16 protein-coding genes are annotated in these 16411 nt (G+C 58.8%); 13 read left to right on the plus strand and 3 right to left on the minus strand.

Features of this window, described 5'->3' with window-relative positions:
* Positions 1 to 48: 48 nt before the first annotated feature.
* Entirely contained in the window at positions 49 to 1269 is a 1221-nt protein-coding gene (locus tag EO136_RS01930; protein WP_127142641.1) for an IS701 family transposase, read from the plus strand.
* 79 nt (positions 1270 to 1348) lie between these two features.
* Entirely contained in the window at positions 1349 to 2158 is an 810-nt protein-coding gene (locus EO136_RS01935) for a DUF4336 domain-containing protein (protein ID WP_342773392.1), read from the plus strand.
* Positions 2159 to 2568: 410 nt separating this feature from the next.
* Here the strand turns inward: EO136_RS01935 and EO136_RS01940 are convergent, their stop codons facing one another.
* Positions 2569 to 3651, minus strand: a complete 1083-nt coding sequence (locus tag EO136_RS01940) for a site-2 protease family protein (RefSeq protein WP_127142790.1) — start codon at positions 3649 to 3651, stop codon at positions 2569 to 2571.
* A 230-nt stretch (positions 3652 to 3881) separates the two neighbouring features.
* A complete protein-coding gene (locus EO136_RS01945) occupies positions 3882 to 5477 on the minus strand; it encodes an MBL fold metallo-hydrolase (RefSeq protein ID WP_127142791.1) in 1596 nt (531 codons plus the stop codon).
* 208 nt (positions 5478 to 5685) lie between these two features.
* Here EO136_RS01945 and EO136_RS01950 point away from each other — a divergent pair, with 208 nt between their 5' ends.
* The 10 genes from EO136_RS01950 to EO136_RS01995 all read left to right on the plus strand — a co-directional run bounded on the left by EO136_RS01950 (position 5686) and on the right by EO136_RS01995 (position 14523).
* Entirely contained in the window at positions 5686 to 6246 is a 561-nt protein-coding gene (locus tag EO136_RS01950) for a flavodoxin family protein (protein ID WP_127142792.1), read from the plus strand.
* The gene (locus tag EO136_RS01955; RefSeq protein WP_342773393.1) at positions 6146 to 7555 is read left to right on the plus strand and encodes an NAD(P)/FAD-dependent oxidoreductase; all 1410 of its coding nucleotides are present in this window, start codon (positions 6146 to 6148) and stop codon (positions 7553 to 7555) included. The genes EO136_RS01950 and EO136_RS01955 overlap by 101 nt, the downstream gene beginning before the upstream one ends.
* Positions 7556 to 7565: 10 nt before the next feature.
* A complete protein-coding gene (locus EO136_RS01960; protein WP_127142793.1) occupies positions 7566 to 7922 on the plus strand; it encodes a DUF5368 family protein in 357 nt (118 codons plus the stop codon).
* Positions 7923 to 8042: 120 nt separating this feature from the next.
* Positions 8043 to 9218 (plus strand): DUF8173 domain-containing protein, encoded by a 1176-nt coding sequence (locus EO136_RS01965; protein ID WP_127142794.1) that lies wholly within the window; start codon positions 8043 to 8045, stop codon positions 9216 to 9218.
* A 67-nt stretch (positions 9219 to 9285) separates the two neighbouring features.
* Positions 9286 to 10053 (plus strand): SDR family NAD(P)-dependent oxidoreductase, encoded by a 768-nt coding sequence (locus EO136_RS01970; RefSeq protein ID WP_127142795.1) that lies wholly within the window; start codon positions 9286 to 9288, stop codon positions 10051 to 10053.
* Positions 10054 to 10251: 198 nt separating this feature from the next.
* Complete coding sequence (locus EO136_RS01975) at positions 10252 to 11838, plus strand: FAD-dependent oxidoreductase (protein ID WP_164730397.1); 1587 nt, start codon at positions 10252 to 10254, stop codon at positions 11836 to 11838.
* A gap of 92 nt (positions 11839 to 11930) precedes the next feature.
* Positions 11931 to 12296 (plus strand): cytochrome c3 family protein, encoded by a 366-nt coding sequence (locus EO136_RS19065; RefSeq protein ID WP_127142822.1) that lies wholly within the window; start codon positions 11931 to 11933, stop codon positions 12294 to 12296.
* 114 nt (positions 12297 to 12410) lie between these two features.
* Positions 12411 to 12959, plus strand: coding sequence for a VIT1/CCC1 transporter family protein (locus EO136_RS01985; protein WP_206513251.1), 549 nt, complete (start codon positions 12411 to 12413; stop codon positions 12957 to 12959).
* Positions 12960 to 13111: 152 nt separating this feature from the next.
* Positions 13112 to 14203: an IS5 family transposase gene (locus EO136_RS01990; RefSeq protein ID WP_127142797.1), complete on the plus strand. Its 1092-nt coding sequence runs from the start codon at positions 13112 to 13114 to the stop codon at positions 14201 to 14203.
* Entirely contained in the window at positions 14200 to 14523 is a 324-nt protein-coding gene (locus EO136_RS01995) for a hypothetical protein (RefSeq protein ID WP_127142798.1), read from the plus strand. The genes EO136_RS01990 and EO136_RS01995 overlap by 4 nt, the downstream gene beginning before the upstream one ends.
* 250 nt (positions 14524 to 14773) lie before the next feature.
* On the opposite strand, the gene EO136_RS02000 is transcribed toward EO136_RS01995, so the two are convergent.
* Positions 14774 to 15160: a DUF302 domain-containing protein gene (locus EO136_RS02000; protein ID WP_127142799.1), complete on the minus strand. Its 387-nt coding sequence runs from the start codon at positions 15158 to 15160 to the stop codon at positions 14774 to 14776.
* 425 nt (positions 15161 to 15585) lie between these two features.
* Between EO136_RS02000 and EO136_RS02005 the strand changes: the two genes are divergently transcribed.
* Positions 15586 to 16349, plus strand: a protein-coding gene (locus EO136_RS02005) for an IS5 family transposase (protein WP_127142800.1) whose coding sequence is annotated in 2 segments (ribosomal slippage) — positions 15586 to 15919 and positions 15919 to 16349 — 765 coding nt in all. Because the reading frame shifts where the segments join, the coding sequence is not laid out codon by codon here.
* Positions 16350 to 16411 lie beyond the last annotated feature (62 nt).

The raw sequence follows: 16411 nt of genomic DNA on the forward strand, positions 1-16411 counted from the left end.
TAGCATTACAGTTGCATTTTCGGTTGACATCTGAATCCATGAGTTTCCATGATTCGGAGGTCATGGATGACAGGTGCATCGGTCGAGACAACGCTTGAACTTTGGGCGTCTTCGTTACGGGAAGTGAAGGCACGGCTGCGCCCGTTGTTCACCCAGGAGCGTGTGGCAGCTTCAGCGGGGCAGTTTTTGGATGGCCTGCTGGGGGACGAAAGACGCAAGACGGGCTGGATGCGCGCGGAAGCGGTAGGCGATCCTGGTCCATGGCGGCAACAGGCAATTCTGGGCCGGGGGCGCTGGGATGCGGATCGGTTGCGTGACATCGTACGCGATTACACGCTCGAAACGCTTGCGGATCCTGATGCCGTCCTCGTGCTTGATGAGACCGGCTTTCTCAAGCAGGGCAAAGCGTCCTGCGGGGTCGGTCGGCAATATACAGGTTCGGCAGGCAAGATCACCAATTGCCAGATCGGCGTGTTCGCCTCTTACGTCTCCCGGCACGGCCATGCCTTCATCGACCGGGCGCTCTATCTGCCGAAAGTCTGGACGGATGACCGGGATCGTCTGGCGGCAGCGCATGTGCCCGAACACGTCCGCTTTGCCACCAAACCCGCCTTGGCGCTCACCATGATCGAGCACGCCATCGCTGGCAATGTGCCGTTCTCCTGGGTGGCGGCCGACAGCGTCTATGGCGTGGGTGACATCGAAATGGCCCTCAAACGAGCAGGCAAGGGCTATGTGCTGGGCGTGAACGCCACCCATTCCTTCCGCTCATGGGACAAGTCGCTGGCCGTGGCTGGAACGGCAAAGGATATCGCCGAAGCCTTGCCGGAGGAGGCCTGGAGACGGCTGTCGGCAGGCGAGGGAAGCAAAGGCGCGAGACTGCATGATTGGGCCTATCTCGAACTCGCCGATCTTGACGCCGATGATTTCGACGCGGACTTTGCCGGCACCTGGACCCGCGGGCTGATGATCCGCCGCAACATCGCCGATGGTGACCTCGCTTTTTTCTCCACCTGGTGTCCGGCTGGGACGACCCTGGAGAAATTGGTCACCGTGGAGGGGCACCGTTGGGCGATAGAAGACAGTTTCGAAACCGCCAAGAACGAGTTTGGCCTCGACCACAATGAGACCCGATCCTGGCATGGCTGGCATCGCCATGTATCGCTCGTCATGCTCGCCTTCGCGATGGTGGCGGTTATCCGCCATCGCGCCAACGCCGTGCCGCCCCCAAAAACGATGCGGCCCGCAAGGCGCAAGATCGACAGTTGATCCGATGGTCGATTCAGGAAATCCGGCGCATCGCTACCCGCCTTGCTCGCGCGCACATTGATCCATCATCCATTATCGCATGGTCGCTCTGGCGACGAGCACATCAGGCCGCCGCTCAACGCGCACAACTCAAATCGAAAATGCAACTGTAATGCTAACGAGGACCTATCGCCCGCTCAACACGCTCAAGCTGGTTTGCAAGGATATATGGGTTGTCGACGGCCCATTGATCGAATTTGGCACATTCCTGGCCAGGCTGCATTTCCCGACGCGGATGACCATCATCCACGTTGGCGGGGGCGACCTGTTCATTTACTCCCCTACGCCACTCGAGCCGTCCTTGCGGGCCGAGATTGCGGCGATCGGCGATCCCAAATGGATTATCGGCCCCAACAAGATTCACTACTGGTGGGTCCCGCAATGGCAAGAAGCCTATCCTACAGCCGGTGTATATCTGGCAAGCGGCATCGAGGAGCGGGCTGGTGACAGGATCGATTTCGACCATTTGCCTCTGGTCAAGAGATCCGGCTACCCTTGGGATGGGGCCATCGAAACGTTGCCGATCACTGGCGGTTTCATGACTGAGGTGGAGTTCTTCCATTCCTCCAGCAGGACCCTTTTGCTCACCGACTTGATCGAAAACTTCGAGCCCGAACGTCTCAACCGCTGGGAGCGGGTGCTGACGAGGTTGGGCGCGGTAGCTGCACCTGATGGCCAGATGCCGCGTGACATGCGGCTGACGTTCAAGAACCAACGCGCAGAGCTCAAGGCGGCAGTTGAGCAGATGATCTCCTGGGACCCCGAGCGGGTCATCATCGCACATGGTCTCTGGTTTGAAACGGACGGGACCGCAGAACTGAAACGCGCATTTCGATGGCTGCTCGGTTAGCACCAGTGGCCTTTGTCTGGGCCAGTCACCTTTTTTGCGGATCGTGCGTGACGGGCGACAACAACGTGGCCGGCCCCCCCGGCAAGAGCCTCCTCGACGCTCACAATCCCGCTGATGGGCAAGATGACAATGGCAGCAGTCCAACCGCATCCATACGCGGACGTCCGGCCATGAACACCACGATCGCCGCACCGAGCAACGCCAGTACAAACCAAAAGTCAGGGGTCATGAGCAATCGCAACGAGAGGTGTTCAGTTGCATTGGCACTTCATGAGGGCGTCCAGTTCACTTGTTCCCACCTTTTCGACACCCATTTTGCCAGAGCAACCCTGAAGCCTTTCCGGTTCGGAACACCAGTTCTGAAAATACCCCAAGCTGGAGGTCGTGCCAACTGGCCGCAAAGACTCAGGTCAGCCCTCCCTGTCTCCCCTGACGACCAACAACTCACCGATGTTTTCGGCGGTGACATAGCCTTTAAGTTCACCGTCGCGCGTGACGATGCCGACCGCTGGTGCATTCTTCTTTCGCATGGCATCGAGCGCCAGATGCAGGCTGGTGCTGGCACTGACGAGGGGGATGTCGTCATGCATGATGGCGCGCACGGATACATTGCGGTCGGTGTTTTGAAGCGATTTGAACAAAGCGGAGCGGGTCACGAATCCGGCGATACGATCTTGCACGTCGAGCACGGGGAATTCTTCCTGTGTGGTCCGGATGATGGCATCGGCAGCGTCGGCAAGCGTTGAGGACGTTGACAAACTTTCAAAAATGGTGATGGCGGCGTCGCGCGCAGCCAGCGCCTTTGCGGCTTCTATCATCGCGACTTCGCCGCTTTCGGCAGTCGCAGCCAGATAGACGAAAACGGCAACGAATACGAGGATGGGGCTGCCTGCCAACAAACCCAGCAATCCGAACGCAAAGGCAGAAATCTGCCCGGCTTGCGCCGCATAGCGTGTCGCCCGTGCACGGGGATAACGCATGGCCAGCAGGGCGCGCAGCACCCGTCCGCCATCCATGGGAAAGGCTGGCAGAAGATTAAAGAGAGCCAGGAACAGGTTGATGCTGGCCAGCCGGAGCACGAAGTCCGCCCTCGGATCATCCAGGGTCATCAAGGTATTGGGATCGATCTGTGCGCCGAGCAGCAACACAAGCACCAGAACGATGACCATATTTACCGCCGGTCCGGCCAGCGCGACAGCGATCTCCTGCCGGGGAACTTCAGGCATGGTTTCGAGTCGCGCGAGACCGCCGATCGGCAACAGCGTGATGTCCGGGGTTCGGATGCCGAAGCGGCGCGCCATGAAGACATGGCCGAACTCATGAGCGAGAACGCAAGCGAACACGGCGATTATCAGCACGATACCGTCTATTGCCGCTTCCAGCCCACCGGAAAGCCCGGCCGCAATACCGATCCATGCCAGCAGTAGAAGAAAGGTGACATGGATGCGAACCTGCGTGCCCGAAAGGGTTCCGATGGAAAATGACCAGCTCATGTGCTCTTGTCTCTGGCGCCAACTACAAGGACGCGCTCCTTTCTTCTATAATGATTGCGGTCACTCCAGTGAGTGCGCATTTTGCTATTCACGGTCAGCTCTTGGACGCAAGAGTTCAGGGGCTTGTTGCCTGCTTCAGGGCGACATATTTCCGAGCTTCCGACCACTGTAACTATGCTTGGGGGAAAGGCATAGCATCCACCGACTGGTTGTTCGGATGGCGATGCGCCCTACCACGAGAGTTCGCTGTCTCTCAATGCGCTTTTCAGCTTGCGAATGATGGCGGCGCGGCCTCTCTCATCGGCAACGGCTTCCAGGGCGTCGCTGATGTCGAGCAACAACTCAGCATGTTCGTTGCTGCTGTCTGGCCTTCCTATGGTATCCCGCGCTGCGGTCCTGCGTGAACCGGCTTCACGAACAACGGCGCCGCCAGGAGCTAATTCGAACGACTGGTCCAGCAGGGGCGCCACAATCTTTTCGAGCGGGATCAACGATGCCAGGCGTTCTCGCAGGGAGATAAGCGCCGGAGGCTCCCCGTGCACCAGGAATAACCCGCCCCGGACCGGCAGGCGTTCCGATACCCAGGCCGCCAATTCCGGTGCATCTGCATGCCCGGAATAGATATCGAGGTAGCGGATGGTGGCAGCGACGGTGATTTCCTCTCCGTGAATTCTAACCGCCTTCGCACCTTCGAGCAGCACGCGGCCCAAACTGCCCGCCGCCTGGAACCCGACCATCAAAACCGTAGCATGAGGTTGCCACAACCAATTCTTGAGCCGGTGCCTGATGCGACCGGCGTCGCACATACCGCTTGCAGAGATGACGGCATGAAAGCCTGTTCGGTTGTCGAGGTCCTTGCTCTGCTCGACGGTTTCAGTGACCGTGACGAAGGGCGAGTCCAGCGCATCGAGCAGCGCGCCGCCATTCTCCAGTTCCTTGGCATGTTTTCTGAACACCTCGGTCGCTTTCGTCGCCAGTGGCGAGTCAATGATGATTGGGAAAGGCTGGACCTGCCCTTGGGTGATGAGCCAAACCAAGTCAACGAGAACTTCCTGTGTCCGCTCGACAGCAAATGAAGGGATCAGCAGCGCGCCGCCCCTAGTTATTGCGGCCTCGACCTCGCATTGTAAATTTTCGCGTCGCGCTTTCAGGGAGGAACCGGTCCTTTCAGTGGCGCCGTAGGTACTTTCGCACACGATATAGTCAAAGCCGGCCGGAGCCTCGGGGTCAGATTGCAGCAGCTTGCTATCGGGACCGATATCTCCTGAGAAAAGGATGCGTGTTACCTGGTGAGGGTCTTGCGCTTCCAATTCGATGGACGTCGAGCCAAGCAGATGGCCAGCGTTCCAAAAGCGAAACCGCAACCCTTCCGCAACGTCAGTCCATGTTTCGTATTCGGCGGATTTGAAGAGTTCAAGGGAATCGAGAGCATCCTGCGCAACGTAGATCGGCTCGACCGATTCGCGTCGGCGCCACCTACGCCTCTTGCTGCGACGCTGTGCCTCCTGTTCCTGAATGTAAGCTGCGTCTGGCAGCATAACAGAGCAAAGATCGACCGTTGGTGCCGTGGCATAGATCGGTCCTCTGAACCCTTCTCGCACCAGCCTGGGAAGCAAGCCGCTGTGGTCAATGTGAGCGTGAGTCAGGATGACTGCTGCGATCTCATCGGGCGCAAATGGAAATGCTCTGGAATTGAGTTCGCGTTCGGACCGCGATCCCTGGAACATACCGCAATCGATCAGCACCTTGGACCGCTCTGTCTGCACCAGAAAGCAGGAGCCGGTAACGCCTTGTGCAGCGCCCAAGAATTTGAGGATGGGATGCATGTTCAACTCCAGCTGTGACACGAGGCTGCCGTCAATCGCGGTCCCTTCTTCGCTGTGCAGGTATCATCGCAAGGGCGCTTTGATCACGATCAATTCACCGTCCAAACCGCGTTTCGGCCAGCCGGGCCGCAAGCGGGGCCTTGATCGAGATCAAGGCTGGCGCCTCACCGCAGGGCTAGCCTGAGCTCACATCGGGGGGGGGGGCATTTTGCGCAGCATCGTTCTCTACTATTCCCAGTCTGGCAACACCAAGCGGGTGGCCGAGCTTCTGGCCACGTCCATGGGGACCATGGCCCTTCGATACACCTGCCCGGCATTTGATGGGTCGCCTTTTGGTGGCCTGAGGCAAGCGTGGAGCATCTTTTCGTATGCCACACCGAAGATCATATTGCCCAAGGAGTTCGATGGGCACTATGACCTGGTGGTAATGGCTGGCCCGGTCTGGGGGGCAAGACCCGCCTCACCTTTGCGGGCAATCTTGAAGCAAAAGCCACTCCTCGGCCTTAAGCAGGCGATCTTCCTGACCTGTGAAGGAAGTTCGGCTCGTTTCCCAGGAGAAAAAGCACTCAGCGAGGCATGCGCTCTGTGCGCACAACCGCCTGTTGCAGCGGAACTGTTCAAGGCTATAGACCTTGCCAACGACAAAGTCGGGATCAAGGTCGACGCCTTTGCCGAGTCGCTACGCCGCGCAACTGCGCCAGACACGACCGCTGCGGACCCGACCCGAAGCACTGACCAAACGAGCCAGGCATCCGATGCAGCTGCCTGACGTTTCCCTTCCTGACCGTCGCACCGTTTTGAAGATGGCCATTGGCTTGGGTGCCCTTGCGGCCCTCGGCACTCCAGGTGCCACGGCCCAGCCCGTGGCAACGCGCGCTCGCATCATCATAGCGGGTGCGGGTGCGGCGGGCCTTGCGATCGCCAATCGGCTCAGCCAGCGCCTGCAGGGTGCAACGATCACATTGATCGACGCGCGGCGCGCCCACTACTACCAGCCCGGATTTACGCTTGTTGCAGCCGGACTGAAGCAGCCTTCCTATGCCATTTCCGGCACACATGAGTATGTGCCCAGAAACGCGCAAATCATCGAATCTTCCGTTGCGGAGTTTGATCCCGATGCCAATGCGGTAACGACCAGCACCGGCCAACGGCTCGAATATGACTACCTGATTGTCGCAACTGGCCTGACGCTCGACTACGAAGCCATCGAAGGCATGTCGCGAGAACTTATCGGCACCGAGGGCATCGGCAGTGTCTATGCCGGTCCCCAAGAGGCCGCTGCGACCTATCGGTCCATGTCGGACTTCGCCGATGTGGGCGGTGTCGGGCTCTTCGGACGACCCGAAACGGAGATGAAATGCGCCGGTGCACCGCTCAAGTATGCCTTCATCACAGAAGACACTCTATCTCGCCGCGGCAATCGCGGCAAAGCCGAGCTTGTTTACACCGCACACAACGCCAGCCTTTTCGGAGTGCCGATTGTCTCAGAAAAGGTGCGTATGCTGTTTGAAGATCGGGGGATCGACACCCGATACAATCACGTGATGACAGCCATCGATCCGGGCAGACGGATCGCCACCTTTCGCACGCCTGAGGGCAGCGAGCAGATAGGCTATGATTTTATCAACGTCATCCCACCCATGCGGGCGCCGCAAGCAGTGAGACAGAGCGCGCTGGCATGGCAGTCCGGGCCTCTCGCGGCCGATGGATGGGTGGAAGTCGATCCCGTCACTCTCCGCCACGTCCGGTACAATAATATCTTTGCGGTGGGCGATATTGCCGGCGTCCAGAAAGGCAAGACTGCGGCCAGCGTCAAATGGCAGGTGCCGGTCGCCGTCGACCATATCATCGCTGATCTCGCCGGCACCGAGTCCGACAGTGCCTATAACGGATACACCTCTTGCCCGCTGATCACTCGGATCGGCCGCGCCATGCTGGTCGAGTTCGACTACAACAATAACCTTGTGCCCTCCTTCCCGGGGCTCATTCCTCCGCTCGAGGAGCTCTGGAGTTCCTGGATGATCAAGGAAACAGCGCTCAGGCCCACATATCTCGCCATGCTCCGCGGCCAAGCTTGAGGAACAAAAGATGAGCACGTTCGATCCCGCAATCATATTCACTGTACTTGTTGAGTTCTTCGGCCCATGGCTCTGGTTGGTCCTGCTGCTCGCTGCCATCGGCATTACTTTGTTCGTGCTCGCCTGGCTGCGCGACCGGAAATTGCTTGTTGGGCGACTGCAAGCAGCACTGGTCCTGGGCATTCTTGGAGGTTTCGCAGCATTGGCGTTTACCTGGTGGATCACGCACTCCTCGATCGGCGACGTCGGCGGCGCCATCGACGCAATATTGGTCGTGGGCATTTGGCTTGCCGGCTTTCTCGGCGCAACAATTCTCAGCTACGGCGTCCTTGCCCTCGGGCTGTATCGGCCCAAGGGGCGTGCTTGATCTCAGTCAACGACTGCCACTGCCACGGGACGATAGCTTTCCATAAATCCCGCGCCGAAGGCACAGATTGGGCCTATTGCCTGTCGAAGCGGCTGTCCCCTGGCACCCGGAGTAAATCTGATGATGATCTTCCGATTTCTGCTTCTGCCGCCTTTGGTCGCTTTCTCGCTTCCAGCCTTGGCTGAAGACAGCCAGCTCGTTTTCGGCGGCGACCATTACGCAGCCGGACAAACGACGACAGTCCGTAAACCGGTCGAAGGCGATGCCTTCGTGGCTGGCTACCACGCAACGTTGAGCGCGCCGGTTACGGGCAGCGCTCATCTGGCTGGCTTCAATGCAAGTAGCGAAAACGACATTGGTCAGAACCTCTACGCCTTAGGCTTTGCTGTCGACGTAAATGGTCCGGTGGAAGGCAACGTTTCCGCCACCGGTAACACTGTCGACATCGCGCGTGCTGCGACTATCGGCGGCAATGCCAGACTCTCGGGCGCAAGCGTCAAATTAGAAGCACCGGTTCAGGGTTCGGCAGTCGTTGCAGCAGATGTTTTCTCGCTATCGAGCGAAATTGGTGGCGATTTCAGTTTCTATGGACGTGCCCTGAACTTCGAGCCGGGCGCACGGGTGACCGGAGCACTGCACATCCATGCGCCGGAGCCGATCGAGGTGCCAGCAAGCGTGGCAGATGCCAGTCGCGTCACCTTTTCGGCGCTTGAGGATACCGATTACGTCGCCGAAGCTGGACGCACTGCGGAAAGCGTTGCCCGGGGGTACTGGCCCGCATTGTGGGGCGTGGCAATAGTCCTTTTGCTTCTGATCCTGAGCGGCGCCATGCTGATCGCATTCGCCCCAGGAAGGCTGGAGACAATACACACCACGGCCGAGACCCGTCCGTTCCGTTCTTTGGGGTGGGGCGCCCTGACCTTCGCAATGTTGCTCGGACTTGTTCCACTGTCGGCACTTACGGTCATAGGAATTGTCGCGCTCCCCCTGATCTTCTTTTTCATTGCCGCGTTGCTTGGCCTTGCCTACGTCATGGGTGCCTATCTTATCGGCACGCGAGTGGCCCGAGCGTTCCTAACGATTGACACCAATGCCAAGCGCCTTGGCGTGATGACCGGCTCGATCATTATTGCCGTGCTGCTGGCGGTTCTTCCCATTATCGGCTGGTTCCTGATCCTTCTGATCGTGACTCTTGGTCTCGGCTCAACCGCCAGAACGATCGTTGTGCCGCGAAATTCACATGCGGCGCCAACAAGCTTTGCGGACCCGGTGGGCGGTCCGCGGACTGCGTCCTAACACCTGCACATCGACGGACAATTGAGCGGCCAACAGCGTCCCCATTTCACCCAGCAAGGAACCCAATATGACCAAGGATTTCAAGGGAAAGACTGCAATCGTGACGGGAGCCGCTTCCGGAATCGGCGCCGCCATCGCCCGTCAACTGGCTGAACGCGGTGCCAACATCGTCGCAGCCGATCTTGATATGGATGGCCTCAAGCAGCTTGTTGGCAAGATCGAGTCAGACGGGGGCAACGCCATATTACAGCGCACGGATGTCTCGCGGCCTGAGGAGGTCCAAGCAATGGTGTCGATGGCCGTTGAGACCTTTGGCAGGCTCGATCTTGCGGTCAACAATGCCGGCGTTGGCGGTCCTTCTGCCAACACTGCCAACACTGCGGATTACCCGCTCGATGGATGGCGCACAGTAATCCACGTCAATCTCAACAGCGTCTTCTACTGCCTTAAATATGAGATCGCGGCTATGACCAAGGCCGGCGGCGGGGGCTCCATAGTCAATATGGCTTCGATTCTGGGCAGTGTCGCGTTTGCGAACGCGCCCGCCTATGTCGCGGCGAAACACGGCGTCGTTGGCCTTACCAAAACCGCAGCCATCGAGTTCGCCAAGCAGGCGATCCGCATCAACGCCATCGGACCCGGTTTTATCGACACGCCACTACTGTCCAAAAATTTCGAGCAGGATGCGCTCACCGCCATTGCCGCGATGCATCCCATCGGACGATTGGGCAAGGACGAGGAAGTCGCCGCTCTGACCTGCTTCCTGCTCTCCGATGCCGCTTCCTTCATAACGGGCAGCTACCATCTTGTCGATGGAGGCTACACCGCTCAATAGGCAAGCCTGTCTATCGGATCGATCCTGTGCACCTTATGGACTCGACTAGTTTCAAATGCCCTATCGCATCGCACTTTGTGCCCGAACCTCAATGACGCCATCGGTCCCGCCGACCGCATCGAGCCTTGATCGAGATCAACGCTGCATTATGCCGATCCGCGGTACGGTTATGGCAGAACAGAGATTTGGGAGAGCATCGTGACTGACAAACGGGTCAACAGACGCAATTTTTTGGCTGTGGCAGTAGGGGGAGCCGGGGCCACGGCGCTTTCCGGATTGGCGACTGCATCGCCCGCGGCAGCCAGTGGCATCGAACTCGCATGGGATCGATCCGCCGACATTGTGGTGGTCGGCTACGGCGGAGCCGGCGCAGCTGCTGCAATCACGGCGTATGACGCCGGTGCCAGTGTTCTTGTGATCGAGAAGACCGAAAATGGTGGCGGGTCCACGCGTTACTCCGGCGGGTTCTTCGTAAGCCCACGTTCCGTAGACGGAGCGGTGGACTATCTCATGCATTGCGCACGGGCGGCCGACGGACACCACTACGATTTGGACCGGGAGAGCCTGACAGCCTGGGCACAAGAAGCCCAGCACAACGCGGACTGGATCGGCGAGCTTGGCGGCGATCCTTATGCCACACTCCGCGGCTGGTACGATGTGCCCGGCGCAGCGGATTATGTTACATGGCAGCCGCGCCCCAACTCCACAGGCGTGGGGCTTTGGAATGTCCTGCACAATGCAGTGTCCGAACGCGGCATCGAAGTGGTCTATAATGTCGCCGGCACAGAATTGGTGACCCGCATAGTCGATGAGGAGAATGGGTCGACCAGTATCGAGATCGTTGGCGTCATTGTCGGTGAGGGCGAACAGCGCATGGCAGTGCAAGCAGCGAAAGGCGTTATTCTGACCACCGGCGGCTTTGATTATGACGAGCAGCTCAAGCAGAACTATCTTCGCACCTACCCTGCCTATTCCACCGGACACCCAGGCGACACTGGCGACGCGATCAAGCTCGCCAGCAAGGCTGGAGCGGCATTGTCGCGTTTAACGGGCACCGCTGCAAATGTGTGTCACAAGTTCGATGACGTGCCTGTCGCCTATCCGTCCTCCCTGCAACTGAACGCAGCAAACCGCACCATGATCATGGTTGATCAGCGTGGGCGCAGGTTCATAAACGAGTCGCTCAATTACGACGCCGTCGCAAAATCACTTGAATATTTTGATGCCGCCGATGGTAGCTACCCCCGCAATCCTTGCTGGATGGTTTTCGACGATGCCGCCAGGACGGCCGGGCCCGCCGGACTGCCCAACCCGATTGGAGACCCGGTCTATGGCTGGAGCGCGGACAATTCCGAAGAGATCTCGAAGGGTTGGGTACTCGAAGCGACTTCATTGGCTGAACTCGCCGACAAGATGGGTGTGGATGCTGCCTCACTGGAGCAGTCTGTCGAGCGCTACAATGGCGATGCAGAAGCCGGCAATGATGCCGAATTCGGGCGCACGCTGGGGCTGAAAGCGCTTGAAGGACCAGCTTACTACGCCCTCAAAGCGTATCCCGGCCTTTGGGCAACGGGCGGAGGGCCGCGCCTAGATAGCTCCGCTCGGGTTCTTGACCCCGCAGGCACCCCAATAGCCCGGCTTTACGCCGCCGGCAGCGCTTCATCGTTCTGCTTCTCATTTCTTTATCCGCTGAGTGGGACGGCGATAGGTGACTGTTTTGCGATGGGACGTATAGCTGGCCAGCATGCCAGCACACTCACCGAGTGGGCAAATGAAGTGGAGTAGCTTCGATTATTGGAACCGCACTCTGGTGTTGAAGCCGACAGCTTTGGAGACCCATCATGCGCTGGATACTCATACTGCCTCTGCTGTTCATCATGGCCCTGTTCGTTGACGGTCTTTCCGTGCCCGATACCGGTGCAGCGTCTCCCGCAAATCCGCTCGACCTCCTGCTAGCGCATACAGCAAACTCCACGGAGTTCCACCAGCGTCATCAGAGCTTCGGTGTCGAGTGCGCGTCGTGTCACGGCGCAGAGCTAGCCTTTTCGACTGTCCCACCGATGGCTCAATGCCTGTCGTGCCATGGTAGCTATGAAGACCTAGCGGAGACGACGGCCGACCAAATCCCCAACCCCCATCATTCTCATATGGGGGAGGTGACATGCACCGATTGCCACTCCGAGCATCAGGAGCCGCGCCTCAGCTGCAACCAGTGCCACGTCTTTGAAATGGTTGTCCCCTGACTGAACACTGAAAGCGCGCCAATCCGGGGGCTGTTGACGGGGTGCTCGCCCTTTTTCTGCGCCCCTGCCCGACCGGCGTCGACTGAGCACGAAAGACGGCACAGGGAGCTTGGCATGATGCCGGACGTCGAGCCTGCCAACAGCGGGAACTCCAGCAAGGCCATGCGTAGCAGGCTGTCCAAGTTCGTGCCCGAACTCATCTATGGCGCCAATGACGGCGTCATAACGACACTGGCCGTGATCGCCAGTGTGTCGGGGGCTCAGTTGCCCAACCAGATCATTGTGATTCTAGGGCTGGCCAATCTCGTCGCGGACGGGTTCTCCATGGGCGCGAGTGCAATCCTCTCGGAGCGTTCAAAACCGGTACCTCTCGATTTCGGAGCGGCGGGAGAAAAGGGGGGAGCGACATCACTCGGGTTTGTTGTTGCCGGTAGCATCCCGCTGATCGCCTATCTGCTTCCCGGCCTGGACGACGTGCGCTTTGCATTGGCAACGGTGTTGGCAGCCGTCACACTTTTTCTGGTTGGAGCTGCACGATCGTTTGCTACCAAACGCTCCTTTCTTCGAGCGGGCATCGAAATGTTGCTAATCGGCTCAGGAGCCGCACTTTTCGCCTACGCGATTGGGCTGCTGGGAGCACATCTGACGGGCATCGCGATTTGAAAACGCCGATCTAGCGGCCGCGCAGTCGGCTTGGTTCAATCGCGCCCCAATCGCGATCAGTTCCTACAACTAGCAGGGTGTTGAAGAAGTCGCTCGCCTGAACGTGTTTATCGTGATTCACTTATCCCGGTTGGTTTGCTTGGGAGGCGGGATTGCGCGGATCAGACGAGAGAATGGGTGCGCTGTTCAGCTATGTGGACCTTGAAGCGCGGGTGCGGCCTGACCACCCGCTGCGCACGATCCGCCTTTTGGTGAACGAAGCTCTGGCGGCTCTGGAGGGTGAGTTTGGATCGCTCTATTCAGGTATGGGGCGCCCTTCGATTGCGCCTGAGAAGCTCCTGCGGGCAATGCTGCTGCAGGCATTCTTTTCCATCCGTTCGGAGCGTCAGCTGATGGAGCGGCTGGAGTTCGACCTGCTGTTCCGCTGGTTCGTGGGGCTGGGGATCGACGATGCGGTGTGGGACCATTCTACCTTTTCGAAAAACCGGGACCGCCTGCTTGAAGGCGATATCGCCGCGAAGTTCCTGAGTGCGGTTCTGTCCCAGCCTCGCGTGAAGAGGCTGTTGTCGAGTGAGCATTTCTCAGTGGACGGCACGCTGATTGAAGCCTGGGCCTCGATCAAGAGCGTCAGACCCAAAGACGGTCCCGAGGAACCACCGAGCTCAGGGGGCGGACGCAACCGGGACGCGGACTTTCACGGGCAGAAGCGTTCGAACGCAACCCATGCCTCAAGCACCGACCCGGAGGCCCGGATTTACACGAAGGGACCGGGCAAGGAGGCCAAGCTCTGCTTTATGGGACATGGGCTCATGGAGAACCGTCATGGCCTGCTGGTCGATGCCTGCTTGACGGCGGCCGATGGGCACGGCGAGCGCGTGGCGGCGCTGCACATGATAGAGCCTCATGCCGACCGGCCAAGGCCGATCACGCTGGGAGCGGACAAGGGCTATGACGCTGCTGACTTCGTCAATGAGTTGCGCTCGATGCAGGTAACCCCGCACGTCGCGCAAAATCTCAACAGACGACGATCGGGCATCGACGGACGGACCACCCATCATGCTGGATATGGGGTCAGCATGCGCATCAGAAAGCGGATTGAAGAAGCCTTTGGCTGGATCAAGACCATCGCCGGGCAGCGCAAGACAAAGTTCAGGGGCATTGACCGCGTCGGCTGGTCCTTCACCTTCGCTGCCGCCGCCTACAATCTGGTACGGCTGCCAAAGCTGCTGGCGGGATCGGCATGAGCGCGCCGGCAGAATGCCAACTGGTCGGTCGCTGGCGCATCGTCGAGGCCGATATCTGGGACCGCGGTTACCTCAGTCTTTGCGGACCCGCCACGATCGCCATCGGCGCGGACAACCGCGGTGAGATCGCGTTTGGAGCCATGCAGGCCAACCTCGAAATCGGCTACAGCCCTGCAATGATCTTCTTTACATGGACCGGATCAGACGAAATGAACGAGGTCAGTGGTGAGGGGGATGCTGAATTGCAGCCAGACGGCTCCATCGACATCATCTTCGCCTATCACAACGGCGACGAAGCCGTCCTCAAAGCTATTCGGTAGACTTCTTCAACAGCCTGCTAGGCCACTGTGATTTGAGAACACGATCAGCAAGTTTCATTCAGCGAGCAAGATCAATCGGGCGTGGCATACGCTCCACAAATGCCCAGGCACGCCAGTTTTTCCAGAGGATGCAATAGCATCTTCAGCACGCTGCAACTGTGGCTGCAGGCCCATGCCTTGGGCACTGCTCTACGGAAATGGCACAGCGCGGACATGCCCTCTGTGTACCACGCAGCTTGCAATAATCGCCTCAAATTTTGGCTAAGGCAGCCACGAGCATGTCACGGACCACGGCGGCCACCATCGCCAAGCTGGAATTGCCGACCGGTTCCATGGCAACGGCGGGATCGATGGCGCTGACTTCAACCACGTGCCCATGCCGGCGCACGACAACGTTGCATGGGAGCATCGCCCCGATGCGGGGTTCGATCGCTAGGGCTGCAAACGCCATTTTCGGGTTGCAGGCACCAAGGATCAGATATGATTCCAAGTCTTCATCGATCTTGGCCTTCATAGTGGCTTGAACATCGATTTCGGTGAGAATCCCGAAACCGTGTCCAGCCAGCGCCGCCCGTGTGCGGCGTTCGATATCGGCAAAGCTGGCGTCGGGAAACGTTCGGTTGAGCGTATAGGCCATAAGATCAATCTCGAAATTGTTCTGTTGGCTAGCGATTAGGACGTTCCTTCCGCCCTGTCCTTGATCGCGGTCAAAGCAACGCAGCGGGGTTCGTGACACGGTGAAGCTTCAACCCCGGGAGCGGCACACGCCAATCATCAATGGGTTCTCAGAAAATCGTTCGCGTGATGGAAGATGGCTTCTAATGCGATTGGCCGGTTCATCGGCGAAAAATCCATCGTCTTGCAGTCCATGGATGATAAAGGAAACTCCCATGCTCACCGACCCGCAACCCACTCTTGCCCTGGTCTATCGGCCTTCCGATAATTCTCGGCGCCGGTTTGTATGTCAGCTACCGAATATCGGCACTTCAGTGCGGCACCCCTAGGGTCAGGACCTATTAATTTGGTTTGATTTGTGATTCAGATTCTCCATTGGAGGGTCTGATGGGTGATTTGTTTTTGCTGAGCCCGGCTCAGATGTCGCGGCTATCGCCGCATTTTCCACCGGCTCACGGTGTTCCGCGTGTCGATGATCGGCGGGTGGTGAGCGGCATTGTTTATGTGATCCGCAATGGTCTGCAGTGGAAGGACGCGCCCAAGGCTTATGGCCCGCACAAGACGCTCTACAACCGCTTCATGCGCTGGAGCCGATTGGGTGTGTTCGACAAGATATTCGTCGCGCTCAGCCAGGGCGGCCCCAGACCGGAGCGGATCATGATCGACGCGACCCATCTCAAGGCTCATCGCACCGCTGCGAGCCTTCTAAAAAAGGGGATGTTCCCCGCCATATCGGACGCACCAAAGGCGGGTTGAACTCCAAGCTGCATGCCGTATGCGATCAGGCTGGGCGGCCGATCATCCTCAGGCTCAGCGCCGGTCAGGTCAGCGACCACAAGGGCGCAGCCATGGTGCTCGATGCATTGCCCGCCGCCACTCACCTCATCGCCGACCGCGGCTATGACAGTGCCTGGTTCCGGAAGGCCTTGGTCGATAAGGAAATTGAGCCCTGTATCCCGTCAAGCCGCAGCCGCAAGGTTCCCTTCGCCTACGACAAGAACATCTACCGCCAGCGTCACAGGGTCGAGAACCTGTTCGCAAAGCTAAAGGACTGGCGACGCATCGCCACTCGATATGACCGATGCGCCCACACATTCTTCTCGGCAATCTGCATCGCAGCAACAATCATCTTCTGGATCAATGTGTCCTGACCCTAGCTTTGATGTCTTCCCTGTGCTGGGGGTAATGCCCGTCCTCTATCTGACGCTCATGT

Source organism: Pelagibacterium montanilacus, from assembly GCF_003992665.1.
Taxonomy (GTDB): Bacteria; Pseudomonadota; Alphaproteobacteria; order Rhizobiales; family Devosiaceae; genus Pelagibacterium; species Pelagibacterium montanilacus.

Coding starts and splice junctions, on each gene's coding strand:
- EO136_RS01930 (WP_127142641.1), top strand. CDS start 49: ATGATTCGGAGGTCATGGATGACAGGTGCATCGGTCGAGACAACGCTT.
- EO136_RS01935 (WP_342773392.1), top strand. CDS start 1,349: ATGGTCGCTCTGGCGACGAGCACATCAGGCCGCCGCTCAACGCGCACA.
- EO136_RS01940 (WP_127142790.1), bottom strand. CDS start 3,651: ATGAGCTGGTCATTTTCCATCGGAACCCTTTCGGGCACGCAGGTTCGC.
- EO136_RS01945 (WP_127142791.1), bottom strand. CDS start 5,477: ATGCATCCCATCCTCAAATTCTTGGGCGCTGCACAAGGCGTTACCGGC.
- EO136_RS01960 (WP_127142793.1), top strand. CDS start 7,566: ATGAGCACGTTCGATCCCGCAATCATATTCACTGTACTTGTTGAGTTC.
- EO136_RS01965 (WP_127142794.1), top strand. CDS start 8,043: ATGATGATCTTCCGATTTCTGCTTCTGCCGCCTTTGGTCGCTTTCTCG.
- EO136_RS01970 (WP_127142795.1), top strand. CDS start 9,286: ATGACCAAGGATTTCAAGGGAAAGACTGCAATCGTGACGGGAGCCGCT.
- EO136_RS19065 (WP_127142822.1), top strand. CDS start 11,931: ATGGCCCTGTTCGTTGACGGTCTTTCCGTGCCCGATACCGGTGCAGCG.
- EO136_RS01985 (WP_206513251.1), top strand. CDS start 12,411: ATGATGCCGGACGTCGAGCCTGCCAACAGCGGGAACTCCAGCAAGGCC.
- EO136_RS01995 (WP_127142798.1), top strand. CDS start 14,200: ATGAGCGCGCCGGCAGAATGCCAACTGGTCGGTCGCTGGCGCATCGTC.
- EO136_RS02000 (WP_127142799.1), bottom strand. CDS start 15,160: ATGGCCTATACGCTCAACCGAACGTTTCCCGACGCCAGCTTTGCCGAT.